This is a genomic window from Shewanella psychromarinicola (assembly GCF_003855155.1).
Lineage (GTDB): Bacteria > Pseudomonadota > Gammaproteobacteria > Enterobacterales > Shewanellaceae > Shewanella > Shewanella psychromarinicola.
On sequence record NZ_CP034073.1, the window covers coordinates 4,789,725 to 4,808,325 of the forward strand.

Here is an 18,601-nt window from a genome sequence, read left to right on the forward strand (position 1 = left end):
CATGACCACCATAAAACTGAATACCTAATACCTAATACCTAATACCTAATACCTAATATCTAAAGCTTAGCTTTTAAGATTGTCGGTAATTGCACAACATTCAGCATTCAAGAATCAATAATCCTTCTATGTCATTGACACCCTAAAACACACATTCGCTAGTTCACTAAAGTGTGTAAAACTGTCGAAATCTTCTTGCTCAAAATGACGTTCAGAACCCTGCCTATCGGCATAGAATAACCCTAACACTTTATGACCTACACAGAGTGGCGCTAATAAAAAACCATGTTGAGAAAAACGTTCAACTAGCACATCATCAACTTGTACTTTGCATTCATTACTGGTTGGTGTATTTACCCAAAAGCTCTTTTTTTGCCCCACACATTGAGTGAAAACCGATGTTGGATCATCAAGTTCAATCACAAAGGCTTGTTTTAATAACTCTGCACCATCACCCATCATCACTCTGGGTTGTAATAATTTACGGCTCGGTGATAGTAACAACACGCCACAACGATCCAAGCCAACACCGGTTAGCATCCCTTCTAATGTGGTGTGCATTATTTGATTAAAATCAGTTTTCTCCACCGCATAATGAGTGAGTTGCCTCAATTTTCTTAATTGATAACCTTGGTTGGTTTGTCGTATCTCTGTGGGCTCAATCGGAGAATCGGCTTTTTCTAATACGTCGCCAGTATTAGGTAAATAAGACACTATGGCTTTGGCACCATATTCAATGGCTAACTTATGGGTGATGTCACTGCAATCAATGAATCGTTGTGTAAACTCATCCACACTGATGTCTAACATGTCTGCGGCTTGGGATAAGCGCTTATGTAATTCTTCAGCATTAACGTTAGGCTGAGAAACAATTTCTGATAACTTATTCGCTAAAAATATACAACGGATCTCAGGCATGCGCTCATCAGGTTGTGCTAAAGACTTAATCAATACTTCACCTAAACCCCAACTTCTGGCAATACTTTGGGTAAGCTGAGGAAATGAGGTGCCAAGTTCAGCTCGGATCAGTGATTTTTGCTCAATGTTATCCTCAATGGTTAATAATTTTTTATCCAGTTGCTCGGTCTGCTCACCACCCATACTCCAAAAAGCACTTTCACCTATCCGATATAACAAAGAGGCAATAAACACTTCTTCACGCAACGACTCGCCCTTGTCGCTCATCATCATTCGAGCCAACATCGCCGCTTGAAATGACTGCGCCATCAGCTTTAATAAACGCTGGTAAACACCTTCTGAAAGGTGTTTATTTTCTAATAAGCTGGTCAGTAATTTAGCGGTAAGACAGATATTGCGAATAGTATCAAAACCTAGCACCACAGCCGCGCGGCTAACCGTTGAGACTTGACTAATGCCTTTGTTGTATATGGCGCTGTTAGCCACTCGTAAAATACGTGACGTTAATGCGTTATCGTGCATCACACTTCGACCTAATAAAGATAACGAAGACACATCGTCTTTTGCCAGCCTTTCTAAATCAAGCACGGTTGAACATAATGCAGGCATTTCTTGATCACTGATCCGTTTAGTCCAGTAATCAGCCCCTTTTTGCGGAGTCATAGGTTTCAAAAAAACAGCCTAAATGTAACAAATATTATTTTCAGTATACTCAATTTCATCACAGTGTCTTGTAGATATTGTTACTCGCTCAAGCTAGCTCACGTATCAACGCAAAAACAACACTTTCGGCATCCTCAATCATACTGACTGGCAAGTTAACAAAATTGACTCTAGCACACTGAATAAACGACAATTTATATTGTGATTAATCACTTTATTTAGGCTCTGCTTATCTTTTTGCTTAGGAGTGGTCTGAGGTGCAACCCACCAATGCCATATTAAGGTCAATCCGTGGGATTTTTGGATAAATGAGTAGGTAAAAAAAAACGGCTCGCAAGAGCCGCAATCACAAATAATGTGGTTAAAAAAGCTTACCGGGAGGAAGTACCCAAACAATCAGGATCAACAACTAAGCATATACTTATAATCCATCATACTTGGATAAAAATCCCGTACGACCTGTAGGTGAGCCGCACGGGGTTACAACAGTCACAAAGTGACTAAGCTTGTAAAATGGTCAGGCAACTATCTTAGAACTGTTCTTCTTCAGTAGAGCCCGTTAGTGCAGTTACTGAAGACTTACCGCCTTGGATACATGTTGTTACTTGATCGAAGTAACCAGTACCCACTTCTTGCTGATGCGACACGAAAGTGTAACCTTTCTTAGCTGCAGCAAATTCAAGTTCTTGTACTTTTTCAACATAATGCTTCATGCCTTCGCCACGTGCATAGTCATAGGCTAAATCGAACATGTTGTACCACATGTTATGAATGCCTGCTAACGTGATGAACTGGTACTTGTAGCCCATGTTTGATAACTCTTGCTGGAATTTAGCAATTGTTACATCATCCAAGTTCTTCTTCCAGTTGAACGAAGGAGAACAGTTATAAGCAAGTAGTTGATCTGGGTACTGTGCATGAATGGCATCAGCAAACTTCTTCGCTTCTTCAAGACAAGGTTTAGCGGTTTCACACCAAATTAAGTCAGCATAAGGTGCGTAGGCAAGACCACGAGAAATCGCTTGGTCTAAGCCAGCTTTAACGCGGTAGAAACCTTCGTTAGTTCGCTCGCCTGTCACAAAGTCACGGTCATATTCATCACAATCTGAAGTCATTAAATCGGCAGCATTAGCATCAGTACGTGCAATAACTAACGTATCTACACCGCTCACATCTGCAGCTAAACGGGCAGCAACAAGCTTTTGTACTGCTTCTTGGGTTGGCACTAGAACTTTACCGCCCATGTGACCACACTTTTTAACAGACGCGAGTTGGTCTTCAAAGTGAACCCCAGCAGCACCAGCATCAATCATCGACTTCATTAGTTCGAAAGCATTTAGTACGCCACCAAAACCCGCTTCTGCATCTGCAATAATAGGTAGGAAATAGTCAGTGTAATTGTCATCACCAGGATTGACTTCTTTGCCCCATTGAATTTGGTCAGCGCGGCGGAATGAGTTATTAATACGGCTTACTACTGCTGGTACAGAGTTAGCTGGGTATAGTGATTGGTCAGGATACATAGTGCCCGCTAAGTTAGCGTCCGCAGCAACCTGCCAGCCTGATAAATAAATCGCTTCAATACCCGCTTTTGCTTGTTGTACAGCTTGACCACCTGTAAGTGCACCAAGAGAGTTAACGTAGCCTTTCTTAGCGCCGCCATTAACCAGAGCCCACAATCTTGCGGCACCCAGTTTCGCAATCGTATTTTCTGGCACGACAGAGCCACGTAATGCGACGACTTCTTCAGCGGTAAAAGGACGCTTAACCGATTTCCAACGTGGATTTTCAGCCCAATCTTTCTTAATAGCATCAACCTGTTGCTGACGAGTTAGTTGTGTAGTCATAATGTCGCTCCTTCCTGTGTAATGGGTCGGCAAAGTGAATTTTTCGACTTTGCCTAATTCAGTAGTGTTGTAATTAATATTCTGATAACTGGCGTATTAAGCCGTTAGCAGTTCATATCCTGGTAATGTTAAGAAATCGACTAGCTCATCTGAAGTGGTAATTTGCTCGAACAGCCCTGCTGCTACAGTGAACTTGCCAGCATTAAAACGTTCAGCACCGAGCTCTTTCTTCACGTTGGCCATTTCTTCTTTCAACATGTCTTTAAATAATGTTTTGGTGACTAATTTGCCATTTGATAAGCTCTTGCCGTGTTGGATCCACTGCCAAATTGAAGTGCGCGATATCTCTGCTGTAGCAGCATCTTCCATCAAACCGTAAATCGGTACGCAACCATTACCCTGGATCCATGCTTCGATGTACTGCAAAGCAATGCGGATGTTCAAACGCATTCCCGCTTCCGTCTTCTCTCCATCGCAAGGCTCAAGTAATTCGCTGGCTAAAATCGGCGCATCCACATCACGGGTAATATGCAATTGATTGGTTCTATCGCCACCAATATAATCATTAAAAATTTTCATTGCGGTGTCGGCTAAACCTGGATGAGCAACCCAAGTACCATCGTGACCATTTCGGGCTTCTAACTCTTTATCGCCACGTACTTTTTGCAATACGAGTTCGTTAGTCGCTTCATCTTTGGCTGGAATAAACGCCGCCATACCACCCATCGCTAATGCGCCGCGTTTATGGCAGGTTTTAATCAGTAAGCGTGAATAGGCGCTTAAAAACTTAGTGTCCATGGTCACGGCTTGACGGTCTGGTAACACACGATCAGGGTATTTCTTTAATGTCTTAATATAGCTAAAGATATAGTCCCAACGACCACAATTAAGCGCGACAATGTTCGAACGAAGCTCATAAAGGATCTCCTCCATTTCAAACACCGCAGGTAAAGTCTCAATTAAACACGTACATTTAATCGTGCCAGGCTGTAAGCAAAAACGCTCTTCCACAAAGGCAAAGACTTTCGCCCACCAACGCGCTTCCAGATGGCTTTCTAACTTAGGAATATAAAAGTAAGGTCCTGAGTTGTTAGCTAACAGTTGGCGATAGTTATGATAAAAGTACATTGCAAAATCAACTAAACCACCAGGAATAGGTTTACCTTTGTATTCAATGTGTTTTTCAATAAGATGCAAACCACGTACACGTGCAATTAATACCGCAGGGTCTGGATTAAGCGAATAATGCTTACCTGTTCCTGGGGCGGTAAAATCAATATCACCACGTACGGCATCACGAAGGTTAATTTGACCTTCTACAATCTTTAGCCAGCTTGGTGCTAAGGAGTCCTCAAAGTCAGCCATAAACACTTTTACATTGGCGTTCATCGCGTTGATGATCATTTTACGGTCAACCGGACCGGTAATTTCAACACGTCGGTCAGTTAGATCTTCAGGCATGCCGCGAATAGTCCAATCACCATCACGTATCGCACGAGTTTCAGGTAAAAAGTCTGGCAACTCACCGCCATCAATACGAGCTTGTTTATGTTGACGTTTACTTAACAACTCAGGTACTTCATCAACAAACTTTGCGCATAACGAATCAAGGAAAGTCACGGCGCCAGAGTTAAAGACCTCATCTTGGCCGTTGACAGTGGGACCAATAAACGTGAGATCGGTTTTAAGCGAATCATCAGCATTTGCTGTGGACTTACTGTATTGAGCTACCAATTGTTCTGCGGTCATATTTGGCTCCCTAAGTGCTATCAGTGTTGATAGTGCTATATGTGTTGATGTTGGTTGTCATGCTTCATTACTTAAACAGACTAGTTATTGCTATCACTCACATTGAATCGTAAAGCTAAGCACCACTATCACGGCCTACGCTTAAATGTTTCAAATCAAGTTCAATAAAAAGTATGCCCATAATCGTTAACTGAAACTGACGGTTAACCTGAAAGTTAAAAATACAAACGTTCAAATGTTTGTTTCGTACTAAAAACTAACCAAAAACGTTTGTAATTGCAACAGTTAATACTTTACCAAAACCGCCTTAAACACAGTGTCGACGATCACACAAATTGGTAATACCAAAGAATAAAAAGCAATTAAGCTAATGATTAATATTAACTTTAATAATTAGAGTTTATACTTTAAACGAGTGGGTACAAATTCATCTTACCAATTGACCAGTAAACTGAAATAGTATAAAAGCTTGTAATTTAATTACTTAATGTAAATATATATTTACATAACTTTAGTCTAAATTGTTGAATTAAACAATTTGATAACGTTTTTAACTTACCTATACGTAACTACATTTTATTGTTTAAAAACAAGATACTAAACTAAAGCAGTCAACTCAAAAATTTAAACAACCGTTTTAAATTTACGTTCACGTAAACGTTATAAAAAAAGACATTAGGACGTTTAAAAGTGTGAGTTACGTCACCCGATCAACAAGATCAAGCAGATTGGTCTGTTTTAAATAAAATTAAATTTTTTTTTTAAAAAATGAAAAAAGTTCACGAATGGGGCAATAGAGAACCAAAATGGTGCAGTCGAAAGTATTAAACAGCGGTGATCGCAACGCTACGCTCACTGCATGGCAGTAAGCGGTCAATTAAGCGGTGGAGCCCGATATCATCAAGCTTTTAGATCGGCATGCCAAGGTAATAAATCACTTAAATCAGCAAATTTATCCCGTTGTGGCAGTTCCGTGAAAAGTTTTTGGAAGTAAAAGTACGGGTTAATATCGTTGGCACGGCAAGTCATCACCAAGCTATAAAGTGCAGCACTGGCTTTTGCACCATTTACCGATTGGCAGAACATCCAGTTTTTCCGCCCCGTCGTAAACGGCCTGATATCGCGTTCAGTGACATTATTATCAATGCCTAATTCACCTGATTCAAGGTAACGCCTCAGTTTTTCCCACTGATTCAATGTGTACTTGATTGCTACCCCAATTTTACTTTTGGGCAGGACTGTTTTCTCGCTTTTTTCTAACCATTCATGCAACGATGTTAAGATTGGCTCAGCCTTTTCCTGCCGGAGTGATTTTCGCTTATCGGGCGGTAATGTTTTTGCCCGCTTTTCTATTGCATACAGTTTTTGAATATAATTGATACCGACTGTTGCTTTGCCGGTTTTCTTCGGTTGCACCGCTAAGGCATCGTGGAATTTGCGTCTGGCGTGTGCCCAGCACCCGACTGGCATTATTCCTTCTATATTGTCGTAAACACTGTAACCATCACATTGTAAATATCCGGCATAATCTGCTAGAAATGCTTCTGGGCAACTGCGTGCACGACTCGGTTGATAATCATAAATAACAACAGGGTTATCGCTAAATTCATTGCTGCGATAGACCCACATATAGGATTTAGTTGCTGCTTTTCTATCTGGTTCATCCAATACTTGCACCGTTGTTTCATCTGCGCACAGCGTTGATTGAGCGAGTAGATTAGCTTTCATCGCAGCAATTAACGGCCTAACTAATTCGGCACTGGCTATGCACCAATTGGCCAGTGTAGCGCGGCTAATATTTAAACCGCCACGGGCAAATATGTCGGTTAACCGATAAAGCGGTAGGGCATCACAGTATTTGGCGGTCACCACAGCCGCAAGCGCTTCAGGGCTGGCGATACTCTGGGGGATCGGCTGTGCAGGCTTAGGCGCGGTAATGACAGAGGTACTGGTTGATGTTGTTTCACATTCACGGCAAGCATACTTGGTTTGCCTGTGCTTAATGACGCTGATCTTCTCTGGAATAATGTTGACTTGTTCGCTTTCTTGCACACCGCATTCACGCATCACATGACCACAGCAATCGCACATAGGGCTGTCAAGAGTATAAGATCTTTCTTCACGTTCAAGGTGCTCAGGTAATCGTTTTCGACCCGTTTTACCTTGTTGTTTATTTTCATTTTTATTTGTGGATTGATCCTGCTCAGCTTCATTGAATGTGCCTTTCGGCATTTTCTCACTGCGTTGACCAAACTGCTTATTGCGGTTGAGTTGCAATTGTTCCAAAGCGATATTAAGGCGGTTTTCCAAGTCTTTATTTTTAGCATTGAGCACCTGATTTTCATGCTGCAACATTGCCAGCATTTTTTTTAGTTGTTCAATATTATCAGGCTGTTCAGTTGTCATTAATTAGCGTTCAAGACCAATAGATAGCGCTAGTTTGCCTGCTGTATTTGATCATGCAACCGCTATTTAGCGATCCAGTGATGATCACCTCACTGTCAGGCCATTTAAGGGTTTATGCCCATGGGATACTTCTAACGATAAGCCTGATAGTAACCAATTTAGCTGATGCTGGTTGATTGTCAGCGCGTCTTGTTCGTCGTTAGCGCCAGGCCACTTAAAGCGACCTTTTTCTAGCCGCCGATAGTAAAGCCAAAAACCATTAGTATCCCAAAATAAAATCTTAATTTTGTCCCGGTGGCGATTACAAAAAATAAACCAGGCTTGATTCAACGGATCCATTTCCAATACATCACTGACGATTAAAGATAAGCCATCAATGGCTTTACGCATGTCGGTATGGCCGGTAACAAGATAAATCTGCTTATGTGGTGTCATGCTGATAGCACGCGTAAAAATTGTTGTAATTTGCTTGGCGCTAATGAGGCTGGAAAAGAAAACAGATAGCCGTTGGGCAATGCCAGCGTGAGTGGCTGGTCAGGTTTAATTTCAAGAAAAATCAGCGGCACCACTTTTTGCTTAGTTGATGACGAATGCGGGTTAAGTTTTTTAGTCCACGCATAAAATGTAGATAGGGTTAAGTCATTGGTTTTACAAAATTCAGCTTTGGTTAATTTACTTTCAGTTTGCTGCTGAAAAATGCGTTGCCAGTATTGTATTTTATCGTTTTTTGACATGATTATTTTCCTAGATTTAGTTAGGAAATAATCATGTCACATTTGAAGATTATTGGTATGTGCGGTTAATTGAGCGCTTACGCATGGCAGTTATCGACTTATCGATAATTCATCAACCATTTCTAGCGTGAACAGAGTCATGCTTATACGCTACGTGGCGGGAAAAATTGAGAAAGCGTTGAGAAAGAGCTAACAAAGAGAGTCATAAGGTGGGCGGTTAATGTTTGCTACAAGGGGGCTTGATAGGATTTTGCTTTAAGCAACTTGGGGCAGAGACTTTACCCTCTTAACCACAACAGCTGGGGGCCGATTTTAGCCGCAATGACATGGGGTGCTATCATAAGCCTGATTCGATTATTGTCAGCTTGTCTGATGACGGCGGTTTCATGGTGTCGTTGTAACATACCGCACAATTTCGACCGTTATGTTTGGCCTTATAAAGGGCTAAATCGGCACGGTGAATTAATGGATCAAGGCTTAAATCATTTTTATCGACACTGCTAATGCCACAACTGATGGTAACCGTAAAATCGTGGCCAGAGAAACGAGTGTTAATATTGGCAACTTCACTGCGGATCTGTTCGGCTAAATCAGCAGCTATATTTTCAGTCTGCTTGGGCATAAAGATAGCAAACTCTTCCCCGCCCATTCGAGTAAAAATATGAGTAGAGTTCAACATATCACCAATCACATGAGTCACCTTTTTTAATACCCAGTCACCGGTGGCATGGCCATATTGATCATTAATATTTTTAAATAAGTCCAAATCCATCAACATAACTGAGAATGACTCGCCAAGCGTTTGAGCTTGAATGAATTCATTTTCCGCCATCTCTTGTCCTGTACGGCGGTTAAAAATCCCCGTTAATCCATCTCGCTGCGCTTGTTTCATAAATTGATTACGTTGCAACCAAGCAGATACCAATAACAATAATAAACCAACAGAAAGACCCACAAGTAACGTTGAGATCATGATGGAGGAGCTTTTTTCCTTCATGACTAAATCTTTTTGTTTTATCAGTAACTCGTGATCTTGGATCAAACTGGTATTCTCACGATTTTTTTCAACGCTATCAAAGCGGGCCATTTGATAAGCATTTTCTTTTACTTTCTGTTCATCAAGCAATTGCTTAGCCAGTGCAGAAGCGACAACTTGATATTGGTACGCTTTATCAAAGTGACCACGTTTACCTGCAATCAAAGAAAGGACTTCATTAACACGCTTTTTTACTTGCATGTTACTGGGTTTATTAGGTAAAGCATTGACTAATTGGGCAAACATTTTAGCTTGTTGGTAATCGCCTGAATGAAAATAAATAACGCTTAAATAAGACTGTATTTCATTTATTTCAACTTTAAATTTAAACTTTTGGTAGCGTTCTAAAGCCACTAGGTACAAACTTTCGGCTGCCGCATATTGTCCTTTATCAAACAGCACATTGCCTTGCCCCTTAATAGACATAATCTCAATTAAAGGAAGGCCATGATCTTTACAATACACTCGGGTGTCTTTGAATAATGTTTCAGCTTGATCAAAGTGCTGTAATTTTAAATGCGCTACAGAAAGGAGTAGCATTGAAAAACATTGATTTCGTGGATCTGCACCCTGGTTTAAACTCAGTGCTAATTGTGAAATTCGTAGCATTTCGTCATAAGCACCGAGTTGTAAGTACACGTTCGACAAGCGATTATAAGACTTTATTTTTATGCTGTTATCTTGATAATTTTCGATACGAGAAAAATTTTCCTCTAAGAGAGAAAAAGCTCGTTGATAGTTTCGCTGCGCTATATTTACGGTAATTTTAAATAAATAAATATTTGTCAGAACTTCCCCTGTTGGGTTAAACGTTAACGCTTTATCTAATGCCTTATCCGCTTCAACAAAATCGCCCAAATAAATATACTTTGCACTTAATAACCCATACAAACGACTGTGTTGTTGAGCCGTTAACAATGACTCAGAAGATAATGCAGCATCAATTTGTTCAATGGCTTGATTAATATCAGTCTGCAATGACTTTTCAATAGCATCTAAGCCTTTATCATAATCAATGCTAGCGGCAATCGCCGTACAGCTCAAAAACGATACAAAGATTATAAATATGTAGGGTAATTTTTTTAACAAAATAACTACTCTGTTGGATTTAGCACAATCAAATACATCGCCATTTCTTTGTCGCCGGACAACTGGCTGATGCGCGTTTTGTCGCCAGACATTACCGCTTCAATCTCTTCTTCTGTTAATCCATTTGATTTCATTACGCCGCGAGGATCACGCTTATATGCTTCTAATAGCGCAGCATTAGTCCCCAGTTTAGTAAAAAATGTACTTATGTTCGACATGTTATTGCTCTCTATTTTAAGAATTTATTATAGTTTTTTATTGTTAATTCATAATCATAATGACATAACAGGTTGCAACTCAACACCTAAAGAGCATGCTACTGATTTAGCTAGCGTTCATAAGCTGGAGTGTACTTTACACTCCAGTGGAATTAACAACAAACGGTGCTAGTTGTTACCCTTACATTAGCTGACAATTTCAATGAGCCATATTCTAAATGTGCCGATTAACATTGGCAAAAGGGTATTCCATCATTGCTGCATCCATATCCAGCATTATAAAAAAATCGTCATGTTAACCATAATAACTCTCTTATTGTATCGTATAATCTTTTAATTTTAACAGTCACTTACCCCATATCTAATGCTGTTATGCCTAATTTAGCCAACATTTCATGGTTAAGAGTGATTTGGCTCGCAGGAGGGATCAATAATGTGCTAATCGTCGTTAACCTAGCCTCTGGCAATGCCGACAGCGATATACGCTCTATCACTGGTGATTGAAATGGCAAATTTGCTGCTTCATATATAATCACTTGATGGTTAAGCGGATACCACTGAGATAAATGTTCAACCAAAACCTGCAATCTCGCTTCAGTGGTACTAAATTGAGTCAAGGTGTGTTCGCCAGCAAGGGCTATCTGCCAAAGTAACAGGTGCGTGGTAGGATCAGGGACATGGTGATAAAGCATGAATTGAGTAGCCTCAAAGCTTTGGTGACCACTATTGCCAGGATCGATGCCTAAATCGGCCCACAAACACGCTTCGGCTGAAATCCCCGGTAACATGCTCGCGTCGTAACCTTCAGCACGGGCTTGTTTAATGGATAAATGCGCCACACAAGCAAACACCCCTGGGTGCCCATATAATGCGCACACAACTAATTTCCCTAGGCGCACTTCATCTAAAACGGCATTGATCATTTCAGCATAAGTATCACGGCGATTTTTTATCTCATCGTGTTGAGCATAGTAAACTTGTAGTGAACGCACATCAGCATTAAGCGACATCAGCCACCGTTCAGAAAAACCATCGGGCACTAACGAAAACACCACATCAGCATGTTCAATATAACTCAAACTTAATAAGCCTATTTGCCCAGCAAGCTGTAACCCGGTTCCAACACAAATAAGCTTACCTTGGTTTGCACTAGCTAATGTTGTTACCTGCGATGGATGAATAGTCATGGTGGTTTCTTATTATTGTAATCACTACAACTTATATAAAATATAAATTATCAGTGACTTATACATAAATAGCATTTGATATCGACAAATATTAGCTCGAGCGTTTTAAATCGAACAATTTAACAACATCTTACCAACATTTCTGCTGTAACGATAAATAAAAATGAAAATTTACTATAAATTTATTTCTCCGAAAAATGGAACTTAGCGCGCTAAATTGACTCAAAGCCACAACATCTTCTAATAGCCCCTTGTCAGCATAGGGACAGCTTGGGTATGATGACCGACAGAATTTAGGAAGTAGCGCAGACAATGATAAACAAAAAACAAAGTCTTACCCTTGTAAGCGCAGTAGCGCTTTCATTATCTCTTAGCGGATGCAGTGTGTTTGATTGGTTGATTTATAAACCAGACGTGCCGCAAGGCAACTACATGGAAACACAGCAAGTCGATAAACTTCGTATCGACATGACTAAAGAGCAAACCGAATATATTTTAGGTCGCCCAGTATTGCGCGACAGCTTCTCCGATGACACTTGGTATTATGTGTATCATTTCAAAAGTGGTCGAGATGCTAGCATTACCCATAAAGAATTGATTATTCACTTTAATGGCGACAAAGTTTCCAGTGTTGTCGGTGATTATGACCTCAGTAACGATTTTAATACCCCGCTTGGGCAAAGCTCATTACCCTCGGTCAACCAGCCTGATCTTAAGCCTTTATTACCTGAAGTTCGCCCAGATGCGAAACCTTTGGTTGAAGAGCAACGTCCGACGTTAAAAAATCAAGCTAAAACCGATAATGAAGCGTTATAAGTCAAATGCCACCATGTGATTTAAGCAAAAAAAAGCAGGACCTCTATTGAGGAGCCTGCTTTTTTTTTGCTATATAGCTCATCTCTTAGCCCGAGTTGAGATTGATTAACCTTAGTTCGGCATAAGGGCGGTTTGATAACCGTTTAGTATCCTAAGCGAAGGTTAGTTGACTTTGGCACCGGTAATTTTATTAATACGACCTTCATCTTTGGCCTTTTCGGCGCGCTTACGACGCACATCTTTAGGATCTGCAATTAACGGGCGATAAATTTCGACACGCTGCCCAGGAACGAGCACTTCATCATGTTTAGCCTGACGGCTAAATACCCCAAGCTTAACCTCTTCAAGGTTAATATCAGGAAAAAATAGCACCATATCACTTTGCTTAACGGCTTCAATAAATGTGGTTCCTGGCGACACCATAATCGGAATAATTTTCTGTTGTTTTGGCAATGCATAAATAACATCTACCGAGAATTTTTCTGTTGCATTAATCACGATAAATCACCTTTGCCCTGTCGGTAAATGCCATCACCATCGACGACATTAAATCCTTAAATACCTTACCAAACGCCATATCAACAAGCACACTAGAAAATTCGAAGTCTAAATCGAATTCAACTTTACAGGCATCTTCAGTCAGCTCGGTAAATGTCCACAAGCCATGCATATACTTAAACGGGCCATTTTCCAATTCAAGTGAAATCGATTTGGCGCGAACAACTTGATTGCGCGTGGTAAATGTTTTACTGATCCCCGCTTTACTGACATCAACCGAAGCCACCATGGTTTTACCATCAAACTCAAGCACCTTCCCCCCAACACATCCGGGTAGAAAAGCATGATACGATTCAACATCATTGACTAAATCATACATCTGTAAGGCACTAAATCTAACCAGTACATTCTTGGAAATCTTGGGCATCTGACATCACTATCCTTAATACAATAGCCCGATTTTATCACGTTAAACAAAAAAGGCATCTTTGAGAGTGTTAAATCACGTTGGAAATAACACAATCACTAAGAAACTGGGTATAATCGTTGAAAGATCAAAAATCTCCCCCATATCTATTAGTTAATAGATTAACTTAATAGAGTTTATCAAATGGGCTCACTGCGGGTTGTCCAGCACCATCCTTCAGGTCAATAACGGCAATCAGACGGTAATAACTATGGTAAAAAAGAAATCAGCAAAAAATTCCTCAGCGAGCATCGCACGTAATAAACGCGCGACCTTTGAATACCGCATCGAAGAAAAGGTCGAAGCGGGATTACAACTTATGGGCTGGGAAGTTAAGTCCATTCGTATGGGGAAAGTCAACTTATCTGATTGTTATGTATATATTAAAGAGGGTGAAGCCTTTATGCATGGTTGTACTATTCAACCACTTAATACCGCTTCAACCCATGTAATATGTGATCCCATCAGAACAAAAAAACTGCTATTAAAGCGCAAAGAAATTGACAAACTTGCCGGCCTAATTGAACGTCAAGGCTACACCTTAGTGCCATTATCAATGTACTGGCGTAAAGGCGCTTGGGTAAAAGTAGAAATAGGTTTAGGTAAAGGTAAAAAAGATCACGATAAACGTGAAGACACCAAAGAACGCGAATGGAAAATTGAAAAAGCGCGTGTCATGAAAAAAGACAAAGAGAACGCTTAATCTCATCAATAGACCTTTGAAGTGAATAACACTGATAAGTCTTTAACTAACAGAGCTCTATTACGAAGTTGAGCCTATTACGAACAGATAGTGAACAAACGATTATATTTTGTTAATGGACGCTAGGTATTCATCTAACAACACGCTATAGTTAACTCAATTGGGGGCGATTCTGGATTCGACAGGATTCACGAAACCCAAGGAGCATGTCGAGGGGCGGTTGGCCTCGTAAAAAGCCGCACCGTTATAGTTGCAAACGACTCTAACTACTCTCTAGCAGCTTAGGCTAGCTAGCCATCAACCACACGTTTCGCACGTGGACAGTGGATTCTGATGGTCATATTACAGTGTGCTAGCGAGGGAACTCCGTCCGGGGGTGAACCGCGAAACAGTACCGGACTCACCAAGTAGCATCCTGTCTTTCGGAGACTGCTTGGTTAAATAAAAGAGAGACTAAACATGTAGTGCCGAGGATGTAGGCTTTCTGGACGCGGGTTCAAGTCCCGCCGCCTCCACCAATTTATAGAAGGGCTTAGCAGCAATGCTAAGCCCTTTTTGTTTGTCTATTTTTGGGTGGCAACATTTTATACTTCGATTAACTGGTCGTAATCATTCAATTTAAAAAATAACATCAACGTCGTGGCGCTTCGCCCACACCAGACCAAGAGGAAATCAACGGCTATTCCCTCTTGGAACTCCCAGCCGCCCCGCAACATTTTCAAACAGCGAAAAGGTCGCCATGGGGTCAGATCCAGCTTTTAACCTCATTTGAATCTTGCCTCGGTCTTATTCGAAAATGCTAACGCTTCCGATAGGCCATCCTTGGCCAACGAAAGCTAGCCTGACGTCCTGTCAGGCTCACGCTATTTTCTTCAACGTCCTCAAGTTCAGAGTTGAATTTGTCCCTTTTAAAGTCAGTATATCTGACACGTTTATGCCCCATTACGCGTTAGCAAGGGAACGAAGCACCGCCAATATAGCCTTATATTATCTAATCCATTGTGACTAAAGTCAGTATCAATCTAAAAGTACTAGTTAGATAATTACGCTGTTAGAGTTCTACACTGATATCCATGTGAAAAAAGAGCTAAAAACTGTCATTTAATGCTCGATTATCCTCCTCTATTTCGATAGGCTGTTATGTAACCAGTTAAATTTTGAGAAAAAATGAAGCCAGTAGTTCCTGCGAGTGAAAGAGTTTTTAGACTCTATCTATCATATTGTGTAAGTCCAACCCTAGACACGTTGTTTAACTTACTAAACGCAATAGCTCACTTATTTGCAGGGCGTTATAATTACAGGAATTAGTATTGTGAGAAAATTTATATCCATATTTATTCTGTTTATTTTCCCATTAGATATTTTAGCCTCTCCAATTGAGGATCAGGTTATCATAGATCTTGCAATGGCCAATGTAGCATGTGCCGCAGTCCAAAGCGTTAACCCAGAGGCCGTTAACTCCTCATATGGTAATTTTTTCAATGATTCAGTTCATTTATATCATCAGTTTCATGGTATGAGTAAAGAAAAATCAGAAAAAAATCAAAAGGCTTTTTACAAAATAATAACCTCAGAAAATGCTGTTAAAGCCCAGTCATTAAATTCAGTTGTTGGTGCAAAAAAATATCTATCACAATATTTAATTAAAACTGATGCAAACTCATGTAGTGAGTTGAAAAAAATAGCAAACAAAGTTTTAGTTAAATACGATGTCGAGTTATAACAAGGTCAAGCAACATCGTTCGCTTCGCTCTCTGGACAGACTTGCGCTTGCACCTTTAGTACATGGCTTCGACATTGTTGCACAAAATTCACAATCACAGGACTGCCGTTGGCGGCGATATAAGTGCGAGTAGTTTTATGGAAAAATCAAAACAAAATTTGCTTCTGCTAGAGAAAGCACTCGATCGTATCAAGTTACCACGTTCCGATAATGTAATGGTTTCTAGCTCGTATTACTCGATATGTATGGAGCATTATCGTTCAATTTTAATCTTGCTTGAATTACGCCTCTACAGTTCAGCAAGTGCACTGTTAAGAAGCCTTTTCGAAAGTTATGTTAGAGGGTTATGGTTTTACTATTGTTCTAGTGACAGCGATATTACTTTGTTAAAAAAGGACAAATTTGAAAAGGAATTTGGGATGTTGGTAAAAGAAATTGAAAAGAATACTGTAGCGGGCTTATTAAGTGCCAAGAAAAATAATTGGGGCACTCTAAATGGGTTAACACACTCAGGAGCAGGACAAGTTTTTCGAAGAGTTTCTGATGATAATATATCTTCTAATTTTGATGCCGGATTTATTGAAGACACTATGAAATTTGCGAATAACTACGGTTTGCTTGCTGCTGGTCAGCTTGCCTTGATAAGTGGTGATAAGAAAGCTCAGGCAGCAGTCCTTGAAATAAAGAAAGCTTCAGATATAGATAAATAGTACTTATCAGCTAATCAAGAGTGATTCGGTACTGGTGGCGTTTTGGTATTTAAGTACTATGCTGCTTGGTTATTGTGCTTCACTGCTTAAATGAGCGTTACAGTGTGCTCGAACACCATATATTTACTAATCCCACGACATATCTTTAGACCCTTTACTCTAAGTTATTTTTGTCCAAAAGAGAGCTTGGAAGTGACCAAACATTATTATGGTGGTAAAAATAGGACTCAGTTCGATTTGTTGGACTAATCCCTACTATGGCTTCCGATTTGAATGTATCCATACCATCAGCAGGGTTGCTAGTTAGCCTTTATGCCCTTGGTGTAGCCATCGGCGCACCTGTTTTGACCGCGTTAACTGGAAGGTTGAACCGTAAATATGTATTGCTCGCCGTGATGTCTTCATTTGTGGTTGGCAACTTGTTGTCATGGCTAGCTCCAAGTTATGATACTTTGATTGTGGCCCCGTATTTTGATCAACTAGTCATTTTATGTTCAGTATTTTCCTCCTTTTGCTTTCGCGTAACTATCTTTGTAGATTAAATTACGCAAAAGCAAAAAGGTTTACTGAATTTAGGTGAAAAGGCTAATTAAATATATACCTTTTAGTGTTTACTTCTAATAAAGTTTCTATAATTTTGATTTTGTTATGGATTACTTAAGATTTAAATCCTGCCGCAGTCATCAATAATTTAAATCCCATAGATACTATGCCTAACGAAAGCACACTTATAACCCAGATACTCAGAAGCCATAGCCATTGCTGGAGTGCTCTATTGAGTTTCATTTTAACCTCCGTAATGATTAATTAGTGGTAAGCTTCGCCTTCTTTTACTTTTCCGGCGAAGACGTAATAACTCCAAAATGTATATGCAAGGATCACAGGAAGAATGATCAACGCACCATAAAGCATGAAACTGAGGCTTTCTTTTGGGGGCTGCAGCTTGCCATATTGAAATGTTAGGAGGAATGATGTTGGGCCATAGGCTGATCCCAAGACCAGCAAAGCCAAGAAAAAAAATCATTAATGCCATTAAAAAGGGTGATGTTTCTTTTTGCTTTTTGACTGAATCAAATGTTTTCCAGCACAAAACAGCAGTCAGTAAGGGCACTGGAGCTAATAGGAATAGATTGGGTAGCGTAAACCAACGTTCGGCAATGGATACGCTAGTAAGTGGTGTCCATACGCTCACAACAATTATCGCAACAATAAGTAAGCTGAGAATGTTAGGCACGAAAGTAAATATGGTCTGTTGCAGCTCACCTTCAGTTTTCGTTAGCAACCAAGTGCTACCAAGTAATGCATATGCTGCCAACAGACCAAAGCCACAAAATAGTGGGAATGGAGTGAGCCAATCTAACTGCCCACCTGCAAATACACAACCTTCAACAGTAAATCCTTGAACGACAGCACCAACGACGACACCTTGGCAATAGGTGGTAATAATTGAGCCTACCATAAAGGCGCGATCCCAGAATTTAAGGTGACTAGGTAGTGCTTTAAAACGAAACTCAAAGGCAACGCCCCGAAAAATTAGTGCGACTAGCATCAGTGTCAGTGGAATGGTTAACGCTTCAAGAATTATCGAGTAAGCGAGTGGGAAGGCGCCAAATAGCGCTGCGCCACCAAGTACTATCCACGTTTCATTACCATCCCAAACGGGGGCAACACTATTAACCATGACATCTTTTTGTGAACTGCTTTGAACAAAAGGCATCACAATTCCTATGCCTAAATCAAAACCATCCATGAAAATGTACATCAAGGTAGCAAAGATGATGATACCAAACCAAACAACCGAAAGATCCAATTCCATAACGATTACCTCAAGTCATGCC

The 18,601-nt window shown here is 40.3% G+C and carries 16 protein-coding genes, 1 other RNA gene and 2 pseudogenes; 6 read left to right on the plus strand and 13 right to left on the minus strand.

Annotation, left to right across the window (positions count from 1 at the left end):
• Positions 1-126: 126 nt before the first annotated feature.
• The 9 genes from EGC80_RS20800 to EGC80_RS20840 form a co-directional block, all read right to left on the minus strand.
• Complete coding sequence (locus EGC80_RS20800) at positions 127-1,590, minus strand: HDOD domain-containing protein (RefSeq protein ID WP_372491441.1); 1,464 nt, start codon at positions 1,588-1,590, stop codon at positions 127-129.
• Between the two features lie 521 nt (positions 1,591-2,111).
• On the minus strand, positions 2,112-3,428 hold the full coding sequence (gene aceA / locus EGC80_RS20805) for an isocitrate lyase (RefSeq protein ID WP_124011997.1): 1,317 nt from the start codon (positions 3,426-3,428) through the stop codon (positions 2,112-2,114).
• A gap of 96 nt (positions 3,429-3,524) precedes the next feature.
• Positions 3,525-5,177: a malate synthase A gene (aceB, locus tag EGC80_RS20810; RefSeq protein WP_124011998.1), complete on the minus strand. Its 1,653-nt coding sequence runs from the start codon at positions 5,175-5,177 to the stop codon at positions 3,525-3,527.
• Between the two features lie 900 nt (positions 5,178-6,077).
• A complete protein-coding gene (gene tnpC / locus EGC80_RS20815) occupies positions 6,078-7,583 on the minus strand; it encodes an IS66 family transposase (protein ID WP_124011563.1) in 1,506 nt (501 codons plus the stop codon).
• Positions 7,584-7,667: 84 nt separating this feature from the next.
• A complete protein-coding gene (gene tnpB, locus EGC80_RS20820) occupies positions 7,668-8,018 on the minus strand; it encodes an IS66 family insertion sequence element accessory protein TnpB (protein ID WP_124011564.1) in 351 nt (116 codons plus the stop codon).
• Positions 8,015-8,317 carry an IS66 family insertion sequence element accessory protein TnpA gene (gene tnpA / locus EGC80_RS20825; protein WP_124693449.1) on the minus strand — a complete coding sequence of 101 codons (303 nt, stop codon included), beginning with the start codon at positions 8,315-8,317 and terminating at the stop codon, positions 8,015-8,017. The genes tnpB and tnpA overlap by 4 nt, the downstream gene beginning before the upstream one ends.
• A 337-nt stretch (positions 8,318-8,654) precedes the next feature.
• On the minus strand, positions 8,655-10,397 hold the full coding sequence (locus EGC80_RS20830) for a tetratricopeptide repeat-containing diguanylate cyclase (protein ID WP_124011999.1): 1,743 nt from the start codon (positions 10,395-10,397) through the stop codon (positions 8,655-8,657).
• A 50-nt stretch (positions 10,398-10,447) separates the two neighbouring features.
• On the minus strand, positions 10,448-10,660 hold the full coding sequence (locus tag EGC80_RS20835) for a hypothetical protein (protein ID WP_101032415.1): 213 nt from the start codon (positions 10,658-10,660) through the stop codon (positions 10,448-10,450).
• Between the two features lie 350 nt (positions 10,661-11,010).
• Positions 11,011-11,847 (minus strand): SAM-dependent methyltransferase, encoded by an 837-nt coding sequence (locus EGC80_RS20840; RefSeq protein ID WP_124012000.1) that lies wholly within the window; start codon positions 11,845-11,847, stop codon positions 11,011-11,013.
• Between the two features lie 312 nt (positions 11,848-12,159).
• Between EGC80_RS20840 and EGC80_RS20845 the strand changes: the two genes are divergently transcribed.
• Positions 12,160-12,663, plus strand: a complete 504-nt coding sequence (locus tag EGC80_RS20845) for an outer membrane protein assembly factor BamE (RefSeq protein ID WP_101032417.1) — start codon at positions 12,160-12,162, stop codon at positions 12,661-12,663.
• Positions 12,664-12,825: 162 nt separating this feature from the next.
• On the opposite strand, the gene EGC80_RS20850 is transcribed toward EGC80_RS20845, so the two are convergent.
• On the minus strand, positions 12,826-13,161 hold the full coding sequence (locus EGC80_RS20850; protein WP_101032418.1) for an RnfH family protein: 336 nt from the start codon (positions 13,159-13,161) through the stop codon (positions 12,826-12,828).
• Positions 13,154-13,588, minus strand: coding sequence for an SRPBCC family protein (locus EGC80_RS20855; protein WP_101032419.1), 435 nt, complete (start codon positions 13,586-13,588; stop codon positions 13,154-13,156). The genes EGC80_RS20850 and EGC80_RS20855 overlap by 8 nt, the downstream gene beginning before the upstream one ends.
• A 250-nt stretch (positions 13,589-13,838) precedes the next feature.
• Between EGC80_RS20855 and smpB the strand changes: the two genes are divergently transcribed.
• From smpB to EGC80_RS20880, 5 genes and pseudogenes are all read left to right on the plus strand, one after another.
• Positions 13,839-14,330, plus strand: coding sequence for an SsrA-binding protein SmpB (gene smpB, locus EGC80_RS20860; protein ID WP_101032420.1), 492 nt, complete (start codon positions 13,839-13,841; stop codon positions 14,328-14,330).
• A gap of 162 nt (positions 14,331-14,492) precedes the next feature.
• Positions 14,493-14,848, plus strand: a transfer-messenger RNA (tmRNA) gene (gene ssrA, locus EGC80_RS20865).
• A gap of 794 nt (positions 14,849-15,642) precedes the next feature.
• Positions 15,643-16,053, plus strand: a complete 411-nt coding sequence (locus EGC80_RS20870) for a hypothetical protein (RefSeq protein ID WP_124012001.1) — start codon at positions 15,643-15,645, stop codon at positions 16,051-16,053.
• Positions 16,054-16,190: 137 nt separating this feature from the next.
• Positions 16,191-16,763 carry a DUF6988 family protein gene (locus tag EGC80_RS20875; RefSeq protein WP_124012002.1) on the plus strand — a complete coding sequence of 191 codons (573 nt, stop codon included), beginning with the start codon at positions 16,191-16,193 and terminating at the stop codon, positions 16,761-16,763.
• Between the two features lie 239 nt (positions 16,764-17,002).
• Positions 17,003-17,227, plus strand: a pseudogene (locus EGC80_RS20880) (MFS transporter); the annotation flags it as partial.
• 193 nt (positions 17,228-17,420) lie between these two features.
• Here EGC80_RS20880 and EGC80_RS20885 read toward each other — a convergent pair.
• The gene (locus tag EGC80_RS20885; RefSeq protein ID WP_124012003.1) at positions 17,421-17,549 is read right to left on the minus strand and encodes a DUF2474 domain-containing protein; all 129 of its coding nucleotides are present in this window, start codon (positions 17,547-17,549) and stop codon (positions 17,421-17,423) included.
• A gap of 21 nt (positions 17,550-17,570) precedes the next feature.
• Positions 17,571-18,579: pseudogene (gene cydB / locus EGC80_RS20890) on the minus strand (cytochrome d ubiquinol oxidase subunit II).
• Positions 18,580-18,601 lie beyond the last annotated feature (22 nt).

Coding starts and splice junctions, on each gene's coding strand:
- tnpC (WP_124011563.1), bottom strand. CDS start 7,583: ATGACAACTGAACAGCCTGATAATATTGAACAACTAAAAAAAATGCTG.
- EGC80_RS20855 (WP_101032419.1), bottom strand. CDS start 13,588: ATGCCCAAGATTTCCAAGAATGTACTGGTTAGATTTAGTGCCTTACAG.
- aceB (WP_124011998.1), bottom strand. CDS start 5,177: ATGACCGCAGAACAATTGGTAGCTCAATACAGTAAGTCCACAGCAAAT.
- EGC80_RS20885 (WP_124012003.1), bottom strand. CDS start 17,549: ATGAAACTCAATAGAGCACTCCAGCAATGGCTATGGCTTCTGAGTATC.
- aceA (WP_124011997.1), bottom strand. CDS start 3,428: ATGACTACACAACTAACTCGTCAGCAACAGGTTGATGCTATTAAGAAA.
- EGC80_RS20840 (WP_124012000.1), bottom strand. CDS start 11,847: ATGACTATTCATCCATCGCAGGTAACAACATTAGCTAGTGCAAACCAA.
- smpB (WP_101032420.1), top strand. CDS start 13,839: ATGGTAAAAAAGAAATCAGCAAAAAATTCCTCAGCGAGCATCGCACGT.
- tnpB (WP_124011564.1), bottom strand. CDS start 8,018: ATGACACCACATAAGCAGATTTATCTTGTTACCGGCCATACCGACATG.
- EGC80_RS20845 (WP_101032417.1), top strand. CDS start 12,160: ATGATAAACAAAAAACAAAGTCTTACCCTTGTAAGCGCAGTAGCGCTT.
- tnpA (WP_124693449.1), bottom strand. CDS start 8,317: ATGTCAAAAAACGATAAAATACAATACTGGCAACGCATTTTTCAGCAG.
- EGC80_RS20835 (WP_101032415.1), bottom strand. CDS start 10,660: ATGTCGAACATAAGTACATTTTTTACTAAACTGGGGACTAATGCTGCG.
- EGC80_RS20875 (WP_124012002.1), top strand. CDS start 16,191: ATGGAAAAATCAAAACAAAATTTGCTTCTGCTAGAGAAAGCACTCGAT.